Below are 16,828 nucleotides of genomic sequence, written 5' to 3' on the forward strand. Positions count from 1 at the left end.
GAACCTCCAGGAAGTCCCCGTCGTCGACGAGCTCCTCGATCACCTTGTGCATGTCATACGGCCGGTTCCCGTCGGCGGGGACGAGGTCGAGAAGGGCCTCGGAGCGCCGGTCGGCCGGGTCGTCGCTCGGGTGGACCGGCGGGTTCTCCCGGTTGTTCGACGGCAGCATCGAGATCAGGTAGCGGACCTCGGCCAGGCACGTCTCCTCGTCGTCGTACGCGAAATGCGCGACGCCAGAGGTCTCCGCATGCACATCCGCGCCACCGAGGCCGTTCTGGGTGATCTCCTCACCCGTCACCGCCCGCACCACATCCGGACCCGTGATGAACATCTGCGAGGTCTCCCGCACCATGAACACGAAGTCCGTCAGCGCCGGACTGTAGGCAGCGCCACCCGCACACGGACCCAGCATCACGCTGATCTGCGGGATCACCCCCGACGCCTTCGTGTTCCGCTGGAAGATGCCGCCATAGCCCGCCAGCGCGCTGACACCCTCCTGGATACGGGCGCCCGCGCCGTCGTTCAGCGACACCAAAGGCGCCCCCGCCGCGATCGCCATGTCCATGATCTTGTGGATCTTCGTCGCATGCGCCTCACCCAGAGCGCCGCCGAAGATCCGGAAGTCATGGGCGTACACGAAGACCGTCCGGCCCTCCACCGTGCCCCAACCAGTCACCACACCATCGGTGTACGGCTTCTTCGCCTCCAGACCGAAACCCACCGCACGATGCCGGCGCAACTGCTCCACCTCGTGAAACGAGTCCGCGTCCAGCAGCAGGTCGATCCGCTCACGCGCAGTCAGCTTGCCCTTCGCGTGCTGCGCCTCGGTCGCACGCTCACTCGGCCCACGACGGGCCTCCTCACGCAGGGCGTGAAGTTCCGCCACGCGTCCACGCGTGTCGCTCGGCTCGCCCGGGGTCTCGTCCACAACGGTCATGTATCGACCCTACGAAAGCGACCAAGGATTTCCTCCGTCGACTCCGCACAGTCTCCGGACCGCTTTCCTAGTGGAGGCTGACAGTAGACCTGCACCAAACGCCCGACTCGACAGCTCAGGGACCCTGTCCTCTGTAGGGTTCCGACAACGACCGCCGACAACGGCGCCGCGTCGTGTCAGCGCGCCATCAGCCCGGTGTCAGCGGTGTCAGCGCCGTGTCAGCCGAGAACGACGTCCGTACGGACCGTGCCGCAGGCGGTGTCCGGGGTGATGCGGAGCCGCAGCGACCGGCCGGTGGCGAGTACCTCCACCCTCGGGTCCCGCGAGGCCACCGAGCGTACCGGCCGGTCCCAGCTCAGCTCGACCGGAGCTCCGGTGCGCTCGGGAGCGGCGAGCGACAGCGTCGCCGTACGGCGGGCACTACGGACCAGGACGCTCGCCGGGCCGTCCACGGTCAGGCCGCCGGCCGCGCCCGCCGTCCAGAAGTTCGCGGCGAGCAGGCCGAGCCGGTGGGACGAAATGGCTTGGACGGAGGCCGAGTTGGCGAGGACGCGCACCTTGTCGCGGTCGGCGGCGCGGACCGCGGTCTCCAGTTGGCGGGCTCCGGGCAGCAGGACGTAGGCGTACGTGGCGTCGGCGGGGTCGGTGCCGTGGGCGAACCAGAGGGTGAGGTAGCGGCGGGTGACCGGGTCGGCGGTGCCGCCGGTGTTGATGGCCTTCCAGGTGCCGGTGCGCTCCTCGCGCAGGGTCTGGACGGCGGCCCCGCCGGGGAAGACGTAGCCGCCGTGGCCGGCGAGGTGCGCCCAGCGGGCCCGGGGGAAGGTGTCGTGCCGGCCGAGGGTGGTGGGCAGGCGGCGGCCGTCGACGGTGAGGGCGTTGGTGCCGGTGGCACCGAGGTTGCGGTGGTCGACGACCGACTCGACGGGCATCCCGTCGGCGGCGGTGATCCCGGCACCGAGGCACACGATCTCGTCGCCCACGAAGAACCACGACTTGCGGGCGGTCAGGGTGGAGGAGAGCCCCTTGAGATGCTGGCCGACGGCCGCGTACGTACCGTCACTGGCGCCGCCGACCCAGGTCACGGCGGGTCTGGCCGCGCCCCATGCGCCGCCTTCGCCGTCGGCGAGCGGCTTGCGCGAGACGGTGGTGCCGGGCATGCGGTACGGGTCGGCAGTGGGCCAGAAGCCGTCGCTGTATTGGTCGCCCGCGAAGCCGTCGCCCCACCAGGCGAGCATCCCGGAGCCGGTGTGCCAGCCGCGCAGGTTCTCGCCGTTGCCGTTCTCGTAGTACGCGATCCGGTTGGAGGACATGCTCAGCGAGGCGGCGAAGCGGGAGCCGCGGTGGACCGCGCGGTCCATGGCGGGGAACAGGTGCGGGCCGGCCGGGGCGGGAGCCGCGGTGGGCGCCGCGTCGACGGCGGCCCGCAGCAGGGCGAGGTTGGCGACGGAGAGGCGCTGGTCGGCGAGGACGGGGGTGGTCTGGGCCCGGTCGGCCCAGCCCTTGATCAGCGCGCGCCAGCGGTCGCGTTCGGCGGGTGACGCGCCGAGCGCCAGCATGGCGATGTGGGCCATGATCGTGCGGCCCATGAGCTGGTCGTCGGTGGTCTGGCGGGAGATGGCGCGGCCATTGACACAGTCCACCATCAGGCCGTCGTGGATGAGCGGCGCGTAGCTGCGTTCGACGGAGTCGAGGATGATCTGCCGGTTGGGGTCGGTGACCGCCCAGCTGGAGCCGGCGAGCAGCGCGAAGAGCCGGGACAGGCCGTCGATCTGGACCTCGCCGTACGAGCCGGTGTAGGCGATCCAGGTGTGCTGGATGAACGATCCGTCGGCGTACAGGCCGTCTCCCGTGGTGACGTACGGGAAGACGGGCGAGAGGGCGTCGCGGGCCAGGGCGATCTTCGCGGCGTTTTTGCCGAGCACTCCGCGGGTGGCGAGCACGCGGCACAGGTCGGTGCGGTTGGCGCCGGTGGAGGTGCCGCTGTAGACGGCGACCGCGCTGTCCGGCACGAAGTGGTCGATGGCGGCGGTGTAGTGGCCGAGCCGGTCGGCGGTGAGGGTGTCGTAGGCGATGACGGCGGTGTCCATGAGCAGCCGGGAGCTGCCGATCTGCCAGTCCCACCAGTTGCCGAACGGCTTGGTGTTCTCGTTGTAGATCTGGGTGTAGAGGTGGTCGAGGCCCCTGCCGACGGCGGCGATCAGCGTGGCGTCGCCGGTGGAACCGGTGCCGGGCTGGGCCCAGGCCTGCGCCATGGTGTTGAGCCGTCCGTAGCTGGTGCTCATGTTGGCGGAGCCGGTGGCGGGGGCGGTCAGCGGCTGGTCGGGCCAGAGCGAGCCGGGCGCGGGAGCCATGGTCGCGAGTGCGGTACGGGCCGAAGTGCCCAGCGCGACGAGCTTGGTGGCGTACGGCTCGGCGGTCGCGTCGAACCCGGAGCCGAGCGCGAGCTCGCGCCACCTCAGGCGCAGGGCGTCGAACTCGTCTGCTGCCGGGGCGAGTTGGGACGCAGCGGCCTGCTGGGCGGGCAGCGTCAGACCGAGCGCGACGGCGGCGGCGCCGGTACCGGATGCGGCGAGGAAGGTACGGCGTGAACTGCCCTGGGCGGATGGCATGGTGACGGAACCTCCGGAGCGTGGGCGAACGAGGAGGAGCACGGGGTGGGCGCGAGGCCCGGGACTGGCGAGGTGGCAGGCGGGCGGGAGCCCGGGGTGAACGAGGTGCGATTGAGCGGTTTCTCTCATGACATCGAAAGAACGCGCAATACTTCGCACATTCATCAAGGAAATTGATCGTTCGCACAGAATCGTGCACGAACGATCCAACGGCGGTTACGCTCCTGGTCAGCGGTTGACGACGGTCGGCGGGAGTCGGCGGGGAGGGGCGGACCCACGTGCACGCCGAGGACAGGCACCGGGCGATACTGCGGCGGCTGCGCGAGCGGGGCTCGCTCCGGGTGACCGACTTCGCCGAGGAGTTGAAGGTCTCCGCGGTGACCGTGCGGCGGGACGTGGAGGCGCTCGCCGAGCGCGGTCTGGTGGCCCGGGTGCACGGCGGGGCGCTGCTTCCCGAGACGGCGCCGGCCTCGTCGTCTTCGCCGTCCGCCCCGCCCGGCCCGGGTCTTGTCTTCGGCCTCGTCGTGCCCGCGGCCGACTACTACTACCCCGAGGTCATCAAGGGGGCCAGGGAGGCGGCCGCCGCGCGGGGCATCCGGCTCGTGCTCGGCATCTCGCAGTACCGGCCGGGCGAAGAGCGGGCGCAGGTACGGCAGTTGATCGGGCACGGGATCGACGGACTGCTCATCGCCCCGTGCGGCCCGGCCGGCGACCAGGACTGGCTGGCGGCGCTCGGCGTGCCGTTCGCGCTGGTGGAGCGGCGGTCCGGGGACGACGTGCCGGGCGCGGAGCGGGTGGTGACCGACCACGCGTACGGGGCCCGGCTCGCCGTACGCCATCTCGCGGGGGCCGGCCGCGAGCGGATCGGGCTGCTCCTGCGCGCGGACAGCCCGCACAGCGCGCCGGTGGAGGAGGGCTACGAGGCCGGCCTCGCGTCGCAGGGGCTCCCGGCACCGGATGCGCTGCGTTTCACCATCACGGCCCCGGAGACCGACCCGGTGCGCCGCGACACCCAACTCGACGACTTTGTGGCGGCGGTCGGTGCCGGACTGCTCGACGCAGTCCTGGTCCACAACGACCACGATGCGATCGTGCTGCTCCCCCGGCTGCGGGCCCGCGGCCTGTCCGTGCCGGGCGACCTCGCGATCGTGGCGTACGACGACGAGGTCGCTGCGCTGGCGGACATCCCGCTTACGGCGGTGGCTCCGCCGAAGCGGGCGGTGGGGGTGGCGGCGGTGGATCTTCTGGCCCTGCGCGTCGGTGACCCTGCGCGGGCCAGGCACCATGTGTCGATCCTGCCGGACCTGAAGATCCGGGCATCGAGCGCGTAGCCAGAGCCTCGGGGGCTCCGCCCCCGAACCCCGGCTGCTCAAACGCCGCAGGGGCTGGATGGGTTGCCGATCGCCTGCGGACCGCGGGCAGCTGGTCGCGCAGTTCCCCGCGCCCCTGACCCGCTTTTGCCCTCGGACCGTGCGTGGTTGCTCGCGCAGTTCCCCGCGCCCCTGGCGGCATGCGATACGGCCACCCCCAGCCTTCGAGCTCGACCTCCGACCCTTCGGCGGCGGACACGTCATGGCTGGGCGCGCAGTTCCCCACGCCCCCAAACCACGTCTCCACCGCGGACCGTGCGTGGTTGCTCGCGCAGTTCCCCGCGCCCCTGTAGGGCGCCCAGCGCTCCTTGGTCGCTCCCCCGGCAGGGGCGGTCCTGGCCCGGGGCGGCCCGCTTCAGCCTGTCCGGCGTTTGAGGACGAGCGCCCTTCAGGCGCGAAACGGGGTCTGGGGCGGAGCCCCAGGAGTCCTTTCACCCCCGGAGGCCACGCGGCGGAGCCGCAGAGTGTCCCAGCGGGGAGGGGCGGGGAGGGGCCATCGGGGTCTGGGGCGGAGCCCCAGGCGCACCCCCCGCCCCCAGAGTCAGCGGCGGGCCGTCCAGGTGACCGCGCCCCGCAGCCCCGCCGCGATCCCGGGGTCACGGACCGAGGAAGTCCGGTCCACCACCCGTACCGTCAGGTCGTGCGCGCCCCGCCCAAGGTCGAGCCCCCGTACCGGCACAGCTGTACGGCCCTCGTACCGCCGCAGCTCCCGCCCGTCCAGGTACCAGCGGACCGTCAGCTGCCGGGCGCCCGCAAGGCGCGGCACGACCACCCGCGCCGTGTCGGAGGACCGCAGCGTGCGCGCCGTCGACGTCGCCGGCGTCGCGATCGACGCGTGGCGGTAGAAGCCCGCGATCATCGCCTCCACGCCCGGCAGATTGAACGGCTTGCCCAGGATGCGCATGATCGAGCCGTCGGTGGGCCGGTTCAGGCCGGTGACGTAGTACCCGCCACCCTCGTACGCACCGACCGTCCCCCCGTCCGGCGACGTCTCGCCGAGCCAGCGGTACCACTTGGTACGGTCCGCCGACATCTGATCAGCCGTCAGGACGGAGATGTTGGACTGGTCGGCCTCGGGGCCCGAGTAGTGCTCGTAGCCCGGGGTGTCCGGGTAGAAGTACTCGTCGGCCAGCTTGCCGAGCGAGTGCCCGGTCTCGTGGATGGCGACCTGGCCGGACTTGGCGTTCCCGGCGGACGCGGTGGATATGCCCTCGTAACCGAGCGTCTTGGACGGCTCGTTGTAGCCGGCCCCGCCGTACTTGGCGCTGTTGGCGAGGACGATCACCAGGTCGGCCTGGGGCGCCTTCGCCACGTAGGAGTCGACCTTGTTCTGGTCGATGCAGAGCAGCCGCTCGATGCCGTCGCACCAGAAGTACGAGCCGAGCGCGGTGTCCTTCACGTCGCCCTGCGCCGGGTCGCCGGAGACGCCGCTCTGGGCGGAGACCGCGTCCACCGTCCAGACGTTGAAGAGGTTCTGGTACGTGGTGTACGGCTCGACGCCGGTGATCTCGCCCCACTTCTCCTTGGCGTCGGCGTGGAACTGGTCCAGCTGGCCGGCCGTGTAGCCGTCGCCCACGATGACGATGTCGAGGCGGTCCGCGGTCGAGCCGTTGTCGATCATCTTGCTGACCTCGCCGTCGGCGGCGGCCGAGGGTGCCGAGAGGTGCGGCGCGGGTCTGCCCTGCCCGTTGACGGGGACGAGGGTGTGGCCGGAGCCCGCGAGGGTCTGCCCCGAGGCGGCTTCGGGGCCGGGTATCTCGACCTGGACCTTCGGGTGCGGCGGCGGTGGGTCGGCGGCGGCCGCGGTGCCGGGTCCGGCGGCGAGCGCGGCCATGACGGCGGTGGCGGCGAGCGCGGCCGTCACGATGCCTCTGCGCAGGGGTGGGCGCATGAAGTACTCCCTCTGTAACGGAAGTTAAGCAGTCGGGTAAATGCGTTGAACGGCCTGCTTAAATTAGGGGGCGCACGGGGCGTGCGCAATGCCCTGGGGCCGAGGGGACGCCATGGATGAACCTGCCGTGATCGGCCGCCGAGTTCAGCGACTGCGCGCTCAACTGGGCCTGACACAGCGCCAGTTGGCGGAACCCGCCTATACGCCCGCCTATGTCTCGACCCTGGAGTCCGGGAAGGTCCGCCCCTCCGAAGCGGCCCTGCGCCATCTCGCCGGGCGGCTCGGCACGACGTACGAGGAACTCGCCACGGGCCGCCCGGCCCGCCTCGTCACCGAGCTGCGGCTCGGTCTCACCGACGCCCAGCGGGCGCTGGCGACCGGCGAGGCCGACGAGGCGGCCGTCCGCTACCGCCAACTGCTCACCGAGGCCGAGCTGCACGGCCTCGACGAGGAGCGCGCCGAGGCACTGCTCGGGCTCGGCGACTGCGCGCTGGAAACCGGTGAACTCGAGGACGCCGTACGCCACTTCGAGGCGTGCGAGCAGATCCTGGCCGCCGAGCCGCTGCCGCGCCGGGCACGGGCGGTGCGGGGCCGGGCCGTCGCCCACATCCTGGCGGGCGAGCTGCGCTATGCCTGCTACCTCCTGGAGTCGGCCATCGACGAGCTCGGCACCAGCGGGCTCGCCGACCCCGAGGCACTGGTCCTCCTGTACGCGGCGGTCATCGGCCCCTATCTGGACATGGGCGCCCAGGCCCGCGCGGCACGCGCCGCCGAGCTGGCCCTCGCACTCGCCCCGCAGGTCTCGGACCCGGCGCTGGTCGCCGGCATGCACCGCCAGGTCGCGCGGACGTTCCTCGCGGAAGGGCGCCTGGCCGACGCGGACGCCTCGCTCGCCAAGGCCCAGTCGATCTACCGCCAGCTGCGGCTGCGTACGGATCTGGCGCACTGCCACTGGATGCGCGGCTACGTATACGCCCAGGAGGGCGAACTCGATTCCGCGGAGCGGGAGTTGCGTACCGCGCGGGACATGCTCGCGGCCAAGCGGGCCGTGCTGTTCACCGCGCAGGTCGAGGTGGAGCTGGCGGACGTGCTGCGGCGCCTCGGGCGGCACGCGGAGGCGATGGAACTCCTCACCCCGCTCACCGAGCTCGGCGACCAGCACGGCGCGGTGCACGCGGGCGGCGCGCACCGGCTGCTCGGCCTGATCTGCGAGGAGCGGGGCGAGACGGAGCCGGCGGAGGAGCATTACGTCACCGCGCTCGGGCTCCTTGAGCGCAGCGGCGCGAGCGGCGACATGGCCGACCTGTGCCGCCTGCTCGGCGACCTGCTGCGCCGCGCCGGCCGCATCGAAGCGGCCCTGGACGCCTACCGCACCGGCCTCGGCCACCGCGCCGCCCCGGGCACGACCACCCTGGGCCCGGCCCCGCTGCCACCCCGCATCTGAAGCCGCCGGGCCCTCCCCGGCCGGCCCCGCCGCATCCCGCACCGAGAGCCGCCCCCGGCCCTCGGCTGCCTCCCCGCGCCCAAGGCCGACAGGCCCTCTACGCCCGGCCCCGCCGAGCGCCGCACCCCCGAACGAGTGAAGTAGTTGAAAACCGAACGGAATCGCCCTACAGTGAATCTCGTTGAAACTTAAACCGCTTCGGCGCAAGGCCGCGGCGCGTCCCCAAGGAGCAGGTCATGGGTCTTTTCGGCCGTAGGAACAGCAGCACCGCCACCCTCGACAGCGCGGCCCCCGTCGAGGTCGACCCGGCGCTGGCCGCGCTGAGCGGCACGTACACGATCGACCCGGCGCACAGCAGCATCGGCTTCACCGTGCGGCACGCCATGGTCACCAACGTCCGGGGCTCGTTCACCGAGCACGAGGGCACCCTGACCCTCGACGGCGAGAACCCGGCCGCCTCCTCCGCCTCCATCGACGTCAAGATCGCCAGCATCGACACCGGCATCGCGGACCGCGACGGCCACCTGCGCGGCGGCGACTTCTTCGACGCCGAGCGGTTCCCGGTGATGAGCTTCCGCTCGACCGGGGCCAAGGCGCTCGGTGGCGACAAGTACCGGATCACCGGCGACCTGACGATCAAGGACGTCACCCGGCCGCTCGCCATCGACCTGGAGTTCAACGGCTCGGCCACCGACCCCTACGGCAACCAGCGCATCGGCTTCGAGGGCGGCGCCGACATCCTGCGCTCCGACTGGGGCCTGACCTGGAACGCGGCCCTGGAGACCGGTGGCGTCATGGTCAGCGACAAGGTGAAGCTGACCTTCGACATCTCCGCGATCAAGTCCGCCTGACACCCGCCGGGGCCCTCGCCGCAAATACGTTGCCCGCGAAAGCCCGGGTGAGAGAGGCTGCCCCGCATGTCCGAGAACGCGGCCACCGGCCCCCGAGCAGTCACCGCCCTCTTCCCGGGGGGCCGCCTGACCGCGATCCCCCGCAAGACCGCCCGCCGCGAGCAGGTGCTCCTCCACCTGTCCGAGACGCTCTTCGAGCGCGACCGGGACTACAGCGAGCGCGAGGTGAACGACGCGCTGCTCACCGTGCACGACGACTTCTCGGCGCTGCGGCGCCATCTGGTGATCGGCGGCCACCTCAGCCGCACCCGCGACGGCAGCAGCTACCGGCGCGGCAAGTAGGACACGAACGACACGAGCGCGAGGGCGACCAGGCCGAGGACCACGGCCGCGGTCGCCTTTTCGCGGGTCGTGTACGGCGGGACCTGCGGCAGCGTGGGAAATGCGTCGTAGGGGGACGGCACCGCGAGCGCGGCCGGAGTGCGGCCGAGCGCCCGGCGGCGGGCCCCGCGCAGCACTCCGTACAGCAGCGGGAACAGCACAGGGCCGGCCAACGCGGCCACCGCCGCCCCCACGGGCAGGTGCAGGGCGGCCACGGCGAGCAGACAGCCCGCGAACCACACCCAGCACGCGGACCCGGCCGTCAGCGGCGCCCGTACCAGGAGCCTCAGCGGGGCCCGGCCCGGCCGGGCGAGCGCGGTGAGGGTCTCGGCGAGGACGGCGACCCGGTCGTCGGCGGGGTGCGCCTGGGTCTGGGCCCACGCCTGCTGGGCGGCGCCGGCCGGGTGCCCCACGACGGCGAGCACGAGGCGGGCGTCGTGCCGCTGCACCCGCGCCGACGGCTCCGACTCACCCTGATTCCGGGCGAGTTGAGGGCTGAACGCGGCAGCGTACGCCGCGAGCAGAACCGGGTCGTCGGGGAAGGTGTCGAGGCCCTCGCGGAAGACGGCTTCGGCCCGGTCGGCGTGCTCGGGACCGCCCTCGGCGGCGTGCGCGCGGCCGAGTACCGCGTACAGGCAGGGGTCGGGCCCGTCCGTGTACAGCGCGGCCCGCGCGGCCTTGCGGGCCTCGCTGGTGCGGCCTGCCCGCAGCAGCGCCTCCGCGTCGGCGCAGGCCGCCATGACGTCTTTGTGCCCGGCTTGCAATGTGTCCCCAACCCTGGATGTGCGGCTCGCAACTATCACCCGCTGGAACGGGACGGGTCAACAGCTGAGCGGCAGGTCAGGCAGGGTTACCAGTCCCCGCCGCCGAAGCCTCCGCCGTCGCCGCCGCCCCCGTCGCCCCAGCCGCCGCCGAAGTCCGAGGAGTTGAAGTCGGCGCCCGACACATCGCCGCCGTCGAAGCCGGAGCCCGCGTCGTAGGACCCGGCGCCGTAGTCGGCCGCGTACGCCGGGCTCGACAGCATCGAGCCGAGCATGGTGCCCATCAGGAGGCCCGGCAGCATGCCGCCGCCGAAGTAGCCGCCCGCCCAGGGTCCGTAGGCCGGGCCCGCGTCGTAGTACGGGCGGCGGCCCTGGTCGGTGTCGACCTCGCGGACCATCGGGTCCTGGCCGTCGCGCAGCCGGGTCGCGTCGGCCTGGCAGACCGGGACCTGGCGCGGGGCGCCGCCGGCCGGGGTCCAGTCGGCGTCCTCGACGGAGGGGCCGTGGCGCGGGTCGAAGAAGCAGGGGGCGCGCCGCTCGGGCAGCGGCTTGTGCTCGCGGCGGGCGGCGAGGGTGGCGAGCGAGAACCGTCCGTCCTCCAGGGCCTGCGTCACACCCGTCACATCGGCGGGCCGCTCGGCCTTCGCCATCAGCGTCTTGGAGGTCTCGTAGGAGTCGAGGGCACGCTCGTAGTCGGCGCGCATCGCGTCGTCGGCGCCGGCCTCGGCGGGGTGGAAGTCGAGCCGATCGAGCTCCTCGCCGAACGCGGTGATGTCCTCGTCGACGACGACCTGGAGGCGCTGGAGAGCGGCCCGCTCCTCCTCGGCCTTCTTCCTTCGGCTGCGGCGGACCAGCGCGTACGCGCCGGCGCCGCCCGCGACGATCACCGCGCCCACGCCGACGAGTGCGCCGGTGTCGACCCCGCCCCCGCCGGAGCCCGAGCCGCCGCCCCACGAGGCGGGGGCGTGGCCCTTCATCTGCGGGAGCGCCTTGTCGACGAAAGCGTTGAGCTGGGTGGCGGCGTCGGTGTTGGTGCCGGGGGCGCGCACGGCGCTGTTCAGGTTCTTGACGGCCTGGTTCGACAGGACCTTGCGGTCGGCGCCGGAGGTGAAGGCGTCGCCGAGCCGGATCGCGTACAGGCCGGTGACTCCGGTGTCCGTGCGCAGGTTCTGCAGGATCGAGTCCTTGGGGAACGCGGAGCTGTTCGGCAGGACCGCCACGAACAGCGGCTTGTCCGCGTCCTTGATCTTCTTGGCCAGCGCGTCGGCCTGGGCCGGACTGAGCTGGCCCGCGGCTCCGGGATCCACGTAGACCGGGCTCTTCTTGAGCTGGTCGGCCACGTCGGACGCGCCGGTGGCGGCCATGGCGGGGCCCGCCGTGGTCAGTACGGCGAGTGCTGCGCCGGAGAGTGCGGTCAAAACCCTGAGCCTCATGGCCCCGACGCTACCCGAGGCCGCGCGGAAACGGACATACGGGGTGGAGCGGTCGTGGGTCGACGTGCTCCACAGTGGACACATCCCGGGGGTACGGGCCCCGTCCCCCCGGGTCGCGTGCCTACTGCGGCGGCTGGGTCCCGGCCCGGAGCAGGCCGTAGGTGTAGGCGTCCTGGAGCGCCTCCCAGGACGCGGCGATGACGTTGGGGGCGGCGCCGACCGTCGTCCACTCGCCCGTGCCGTCCGTGGTGGTGATCAGGACGCGGGTGGTGGAGGCGGTGCCGTGCTTGCCCTCCAGGGTGCGGACCTTGTAGTCGACCAGCTCGAACTTGGCGACCTGCGGGTAGAACCGCTCAAGGCCCTGGAGCAGCGCCGAGTCCATCGCGTTGACCGGGCCGTTGCCCTCGGCGGTGACGATGATGCGCTCGTCGCCGACCCAGAACTTCACGGTGGCGCCGTTGGCGTGCGTTCCGTCCTTGAGGGTCTCGATGATCGCCCGGTACGACTCGATGCGGAAGTAGTTGCGCGGACCCCCCTCGACCTCGTCACGCAGGAGCAGCTCGAACGAGGCGTCGGCGGCCTCGTAGGTGTAGCCCTGGAGCTCGCGCGCCTTGACCCGCTCCACGACGCGGGCGACGACCGCGCGGTCGTCGCCGAGGTCGACGCCGAGTTCCTTGCCCTTGAGCTCGATGGAGGCGCGGCCCGCCATGTCGGAGACCAGCATCCGGATGTGGTTGCCGACCAGGGAGGGGTCGATGTGCTGGTACAGGTCCGGGTCGACCTTGATCGCGGAGGCGTGCAGGCCCGCCTTGTGGGCGAAGGCGGAGACACCGACGTACGGCTGGTGCGTGGAGGGCGCGAGGTTGACCACCTCGGCGATGGCGTGCGAGATCCGGGTCATCTCGGCGAGCGCGCCCTTGGGCAGCACGGTCTTGCCGTACTTGATCTCCAGTGCGGCCACGACCGGGAACAGGTTGGCGTTTCCGACGCGCTCGCCGTAGCCGTTGGCGGTGCACTGGACGTGGGTGGCGCCCGCGTCGACGGCCGCCAGGGTGTTCGCGACCGCGCATCCCGTGTCGTCCTGGGCGTGGATGCCGAGCCGGGCGCCGGTGTCGGCGAGCACGGTGGCGACGACGGCGTGGATCTGGGCGGGGAGCATGCCGCCGTTGGTGTCGCACAGGATGACGACGTCGGCGCCGGACTCACTGGCGGCCCGTACGACGGCCTTGGCGTACTCCGGGTTCGCCTTGTAGCCGTCGAAGAAGTGCTCGCAGTCCACGAAGACCCGGCGGCCCTGCTCGCGCAGGTGGGTCACCGTGTCGCGGACCATCTCCAGGTTCTCGTCCAGGGTGGTGCGCAGGGCCAGCTCGACGTGCCGGTCGTGCGACTTGGCGACCAGCGTGATCACCGGGGCGCCGGACTCAAGCAGGGCCCGCACCTGCGGGTCCTCGGCGGCCCTGCCGCCCGCGCGGCGGGTCGCGCCGAAGGCCACGAGCTGCGCGTTCTGGAAGCTGATCTCCTGCTGCGCGCGGGCGAAGAACTCCGTGTCGCGGGGGTTGGCGCCGGGCCAGCCGCCCTCGATGAAGCCCACGCCGAACTCGTCCAGGTGCCGGGCGATCGTCAGCTTGTCCGCGACGGTGAGGTTGATGCCCTCGCGCTGGGCGCCGTCGCGCAGCGTCGTGTCGAAGACATGGAAACTGTCGTCGACCCGAAGGCCGGCGAGCAGACTCTCCTCGGCGGCTTCGTTCGCCTCGTTGGTCGTCATGCTGATCTGACTCCTGTCGGGTGAGTGGCTCCGAACTCATGGCTCCACTTGCCCCCGTCGCCGCGCTCCTCGCCCCGGCCGTGGTGGGGCCGGTAAACGAAAAGACCCCTCGCGGGTGCGAGAGGTCTGCGCGCGGGTCTGGGGCACGATGGCCGCTGCCGCGGGTTGTGCCACGGTTCAGCGATCACTGCGGACCGGCGCGCTGCTGTCCATAATCATGCGGGAAGCGAGCACGCTCGCAGTCTGCCATACGGGTCCGGCACCCGGAGGTGGGGTCTCACCATCCGGGCGCCCCCGACCTGCACTAATTCGAAGGAACCGGTTCCGCTTGCGTCCGCCGGGGTTCGTCTTTGACCCGGTTGAGATCGATATCGCGGGTCTCCCGCATGGTCAGGTAGACGACCAGGGACACCGCAGCACATCCCGCCACGTACCAGTAGAAGCCGGACTCGATGCCCGCCTGCTTGAACCAGAGCGCCACGTATTCGGCCGTCCCGCCGAACAGCGCGTTCGCGATCGCGTACGGCAGGGCGACGCCGAGCGCGCGGATACCGGTCGGGAAGAGCTCGGCCTTCACGCACGCGTTGATCGAGGTGTAGCCGGTGACGACGACCAGGGCGAGCAGGGCGAGGCCCAAGGCGGGCCAGAAGGTGCCCGCGTGCCTGAGCATGGTCATGATCGGCACGGTCAGGAAGGTCGAGCCGACGGCGAAGGTGATCAGGAGCGGGCGGCGCCCGATCCGGTCGGAGAGCGCGCCCGCCAGCGGCTGGATGCACATGAACACGAACAGCGCGCAGAAGCTGACGAGCGAGGCGGTCGACTTGTCCATGCCCGCGCTCTTGGACAGGAACTTCGTCAGATACGTCGTGTACGTGTAGTAGGCGACCGTGCCGCCCATGGTGAGCGCCATGACGAGCAGCGCCTCGCGCTTGTGCGCCCACAGCGCCTTCAGGGTGCCCCGGTCCGCGTCGTGGGCGGCGCCCGAGTCCGCGTACACCTCGGTCTCCAGCATGGAGCGGCGCAGGTAGAAGACGACGGCGGCGCCGAGCGCGCCGACGATGAAGGGGACGCGCCAGCCCCAGCTGTGCAGGGCCGCGTCCGAGAGGTTGCGCTGCATGACGATCTGGAGGCCGAGCCCGAGGAGCTGGCCCGCGGTCATCGACACGTACTGGAAACTGGAGGCGAAGCCGCGCTTCTTCGGGTCGGAGGCCTCGGTGAGGTAGGTCGCGCTGGCCGCGTACTCGCCGCCGACCGAGAGGCCCTGCAGGAGCCGGGCGACCAGGAGGACGGCCACTCCCCCGTATCCGGCGACCGCATACGTCGGCGCGACCGCGATCAGGATCGCGGACGCCGACATGAGGGTGACGGTCAGGGTGAGCGCCGCCTTGCGGCCCTTGCGGTCGCCGATCCGGCCGAGCAGCCAGCCGCCGACCGGCCGCATGAAGAAGCCGACCGCGAAGATCCCCATGGTGTTCATGAGGTTGGCGGTCTCATTGCCCTTCGGGAAGAACGCGTCCGCGAAGTACACGGCGAACGTGGCGTACACGAACCAGTCGAACCACTCGACCATGTTGCCGGCCGAACCGACCCAGATCTTCTTCCAGTGCTCTCGTCCCATGGACGCTGACCTTGGCGCAGGCCCGCGCGGCCGACAAGGCGTGCGGGCGCAACGATCGGGCCTACTTACGTGCGTTGCGTTCCCCGCATCAGCGACTCGTCCACGAACTCCCTTACGTGGTCGAGGACTTGGGGCCGCCCGGTGCCGGGCAGGCCGACGGCGACGTGCACGCTGAACCCGTCGAGCAGGGCGCGCAGGCGGGCCGCGAAGCGGTCGGCGTCCACCCGGCGGAACTCGCCGCGCGAGACGCCCTCGGCGACTATCGCGACCAGGTCGCGGTGCCAGGCGCCCTCGATGGCGGCCTGGCGGGCACGGGCGGCGTGGTCGGCGTTCTGCGAGCGGTTCCAGACCTCCAGCCACAGGATCCAGTGCGGATCGCGCGGCCCGTCGGGGACGTACAGGTCGATGTAGGCGTCGAGGCGTTCGCGGGCCGTGCCGGGCCGCGCGAGCAGGCCGCGGCGCTCCTCGCCGAGCCGGCCCTCGCTCCACTCCAGGGTCTGGAGCAGCAGCTCGTCCTTGGAGCGGAAGTAGTAGAGGAGGTGCCCGCTGGACATGCCGACCTCGCGGCCGAGCCCGGCCATGGTGAGCCCGTCGAGTCCGCGTTCGGCGATCGTGGCCATGGCGGCGACGAGCACCTCCTCGCGAGGTGGGGCGGTATTGCGGCGGCGGGCGGCGGGACTCATCACCCGACCAGTTCTACCCGATGACCGCGCCGGGTCTCCGCGCGGTCACACCTTGGGCTGCTGCTGGGTGATGCAGTGGATGCCGCCGCCGCCCGCGAAGATCGTCCGGGCGTCGACGAGGGTCACCGTGCGCTCGGGGAACAGGCGGCGGAAGATGCCGGCCGCGTTCTCGTCGCGCGGGTCGTCGAAGGCGCACAGGACCACCCCGCCGTTGCAGAGGTAGTGGTTGATGTACGAGTAGTCGACCCAGCCGTGGTCGTCCTTGAGGACGGTCGGCGCGGGGATCTCGACGACTTCGAGGGAGCGGCCGCGGGCGTCGGTCTGCGAGCGGAGCAGCGCCACGTTCTCCTTGCAGAGCTCGTGGTCGGGGTGGGCCGGGTCGGGCTGGGTGTGGGCGACCACGACGCCGGGCCGGGCGAACGCGGCGACGATGTCGACGTGGCCGAGGGTGCCGTAGCCGTGCGGCGGGTAGTCGGCGGTCAGACCGCGGCGCAGCCAGATGGCCTTGCGGGTGCCGAGCATGGCGTGGATCTCGGTCTCGACCTCCTCGCGGGACCAGTGCGGGTTGCGCTCGGGGCCGAGCTGCACGGTCTCGGTGAGCAGCACCGTGCCCTCGCCGTCGACGTGGATCGCGCCGCCCTCGTTGACCAGGCGCGAGGCGTACGTACGCGCCCCGGCGAGGTCGGAGACGTGGGCGCCGATCTTCGCGTCGTGCTCCCAGGTCGCCCAGTCCTGGGCGCCCCAGCCGTTGAACGTCCAGTCCACGGCGGCCAGTCGGCCCTTGCCGTCGGTGAGGAAGGTGGGGCCGATGTCCCGCATCCAGGCGTCGTCGAGTTCGCGCTCGACGAGCTCGATGTCGGGGCCGAGCAGGGCGCGGGCGCTGTCGGCCTGGCCCGGGCCGACGACCATGGTGACCGGCTCGAAGCGGCGTACCGCGCGGGCGACCGAGGCCCAGGCGGCGCGGGACTCGGCGAGCTCGGCGTCGTTCGGGAACGTCACGTTGGGGCCCGGCCATGCCATCCAGGTCCGCTCGTGCGGGGTCCACTCGGCGGGCATGCGGAAGCCGTCGGCGGCAGCAGACATCA

The 16,828-nt window shown here is 71.9% G+C and carries 13 protein-coding genes; 4 read left to right on the forward strand and 9 right to left on the reverse strand.

Features of this window, described 5'->3' with window-relative positions:
• Positions 1 to 937 (reverse strand): acyl-CoA carboxylase subunit beta (locus ABD346_RS19695; RefSeq protein WP_344376453.1); only part of this gene is annotated, 937 nt, incomplete at its 3' end.
• A 218-nt stretch (positions 938 to 1,155) separates the two neighbouring features.
• On the reverse strand, positions 1,156 to 3,546 hold the full coding sequence (locus tag ABD346_RS19700) for a polysaccharide lyase 8 family protein (RefSeq protein WP_344376456.1): 2,391 nt from the start codon (positions 3,544 to 3,546) through the stop codon (positions 1,156 to 1,158).
• Between the two features lie 278 nt (positions 3,547 to 3,824).
• On the opposite strand from ABD346_RS19700, the gene ABD346_RS19705 reads away from it, so the two are divergent.
• Positions 3,825 to 4,877, forward strand: coding sequence for a substrate-binding domain-containing protein (locus ABD346_RS19705; RefSeq protein ID WP_344376457.1), 1,053 nt, complete (start codon positions 3,825 to 3,827; stop codon positions 4,875 to 4,877).
• Between the two features lie 580 nt (positions 4,878 to 5,457).
• Here the strand turns inward: ABD346_RS19705 and ABD346_RS19710 are convergent.
• Positions 5,458 to 6,807 carry a M64 family metallopeptidase gene (locus ABD346_RS19710; protein WP_344376459.1) on the reverse strand — a complete coding sequence of 450 codons (1,350 nt, stop codon included), beginning with the start codon at positions 6,805 to 6,807 and terminating at the stop codon, positions 5,458 to 5,460.
• 112 nt (positions 6,808 to 6,919) lie between these two features.
• Between ABD346_RS19710 and ABD346_RS19715 the strand changes: the two genes are divergently transcribed.
• The 3 genes from ABD346_RS19715 (at position 6,920) to ABD346_RS19725 (ending at position 9,444) form a co-directional block, all read left to right on the forward strand.
• The gene (locus ABD346_RS19715) at positions 6,920 to 8,251 is read left to right on the forward strand and encodes a helix-turn-helix domain-containing protein (protein ID WP_344376461.1); all 1,332 of its coding nucleotides are present in this window, start codon (positions 6,920 to 6,922) and stop codon (positions 8,249 to 8,251) included.
• 236 nt (positions 8,252 to 8,487) lie between these two features.
• Positions 8,488 to 9,102, forward strand: a complete 615-nt coding sequence (locus ABD346_RS19720) for a YceI family protein (RefSeq protein WP_344376463.1) — start codon at positions 8,488 to 8,490, stop codon at positions 9,100 to 9,102.
• A 66-nt stretch (positions 9,103 to 9,168) separates the two neighbouring features.
• Positions 9,169 to 9,444 (forward strand): DUF2087 domain-containing protein, encoded by a 276-nt coding sequence (locus ABD346_RS19725; protein ID WP_344376465.1) that lies wholly within the window; start codon positions 9,169 to 9,171, stop codon positions 9,442 to 9,444.
• Here the strand turns inward: ABD346_RS19725 and ABD346_RS19730 are convergent.
• From ABD346_RS19730 to ABD346_RS19755, 6 genes are all read right to left on the reverse strand, one after another.
• A complete protein-coding gene (locus ABD346_RS19730; protein ID WP_344376466.1) occupies positions 9,426 to 10,223 on the reverse strand; it encodes a tetratricopeptide repeat protein in 798 nt (265 codons plus the stop codon). The two genes, ABD346_RS19725 and ABD346_RS19730, sit on opposite strands and share 19 nt — an antisense overlap.
• A 110-nt stretch (positions 10,224 to 10,333) precedes the next feature.
• Positions 10,334 to 11,677, reverse strand: a complete 1,344-nt coding sequence (locus ABD346_RS19735) for a hypothetical protein (RefSeq protein WP_344376468.1) — start codon at positions 11,675 to 11,677, stop codon at positions 10,334 to 10,336.
• A gap of 121 nt (positions 11,678 to 11,798) precedes the next feature.
• Positions 11,799 to 13,442, reverse strand: coding sequence for a citramalate synthase (gene cimA / locus ABD346_RS19740; protein WP_344376470.1), 1,644 nt, complete (start codon positions 13,440 to 13,442; stop codon positions 11,799 to 11,801).
• 304 nt (positions 13,443 to 13,746) lie between these two features.
• The gene (locus ABD346_RS19745) at positions 13,747 to 15,060 is read right to left on the reverse strand and encodes an MFS transporter (protein ID WP_344376471.1); all 1,314 of its coding nucleotides are present in this window, start codon (positions 15,058 to 15,060) and stop codon (positions 13,747 to 13,749) included.
• A gap of 65 nt (positions 15,061 to 15,125) precedes the next feature.
• Positions 15,126 to 15,743, reverse strand: coding sequence for a TetR/AcrR family transcriptional regulator (locus tag ABD346_RS19750; protein WP_344376744.1), 618 nt, complete (start codon positions 15,741 to 15,743; stop codon positions 15,126 to 15,128).
• Between the two features lie 45 nt (positions 15,744 to 15,788).
• Positions 15,789 to 16,826 carry an agmatine deiminase family protein gene (locus tag ABD346_RS19755; RefSeq protein WP_344376472.1) on the reverse strand — a complete coding sequence of 346 codons (1,038 nt, stop codon included), beginning with the start codon at positions 16,824 to 16,826 and terminating at the stop codon, positions 15,789 to 15,791.
• Between the last annotated feature and the right edge of the window lie 2 nt (positions 16,827 to 16,828).

This window comes from Streptomyces mauvecolor, assembly GCF_039532965.1.
GTDB lineage: Bacteria > Actinomycetota > Actinomycetes > Streptomycetales > Streptomycetaceae > Streptomyces > Streptomyces violascens.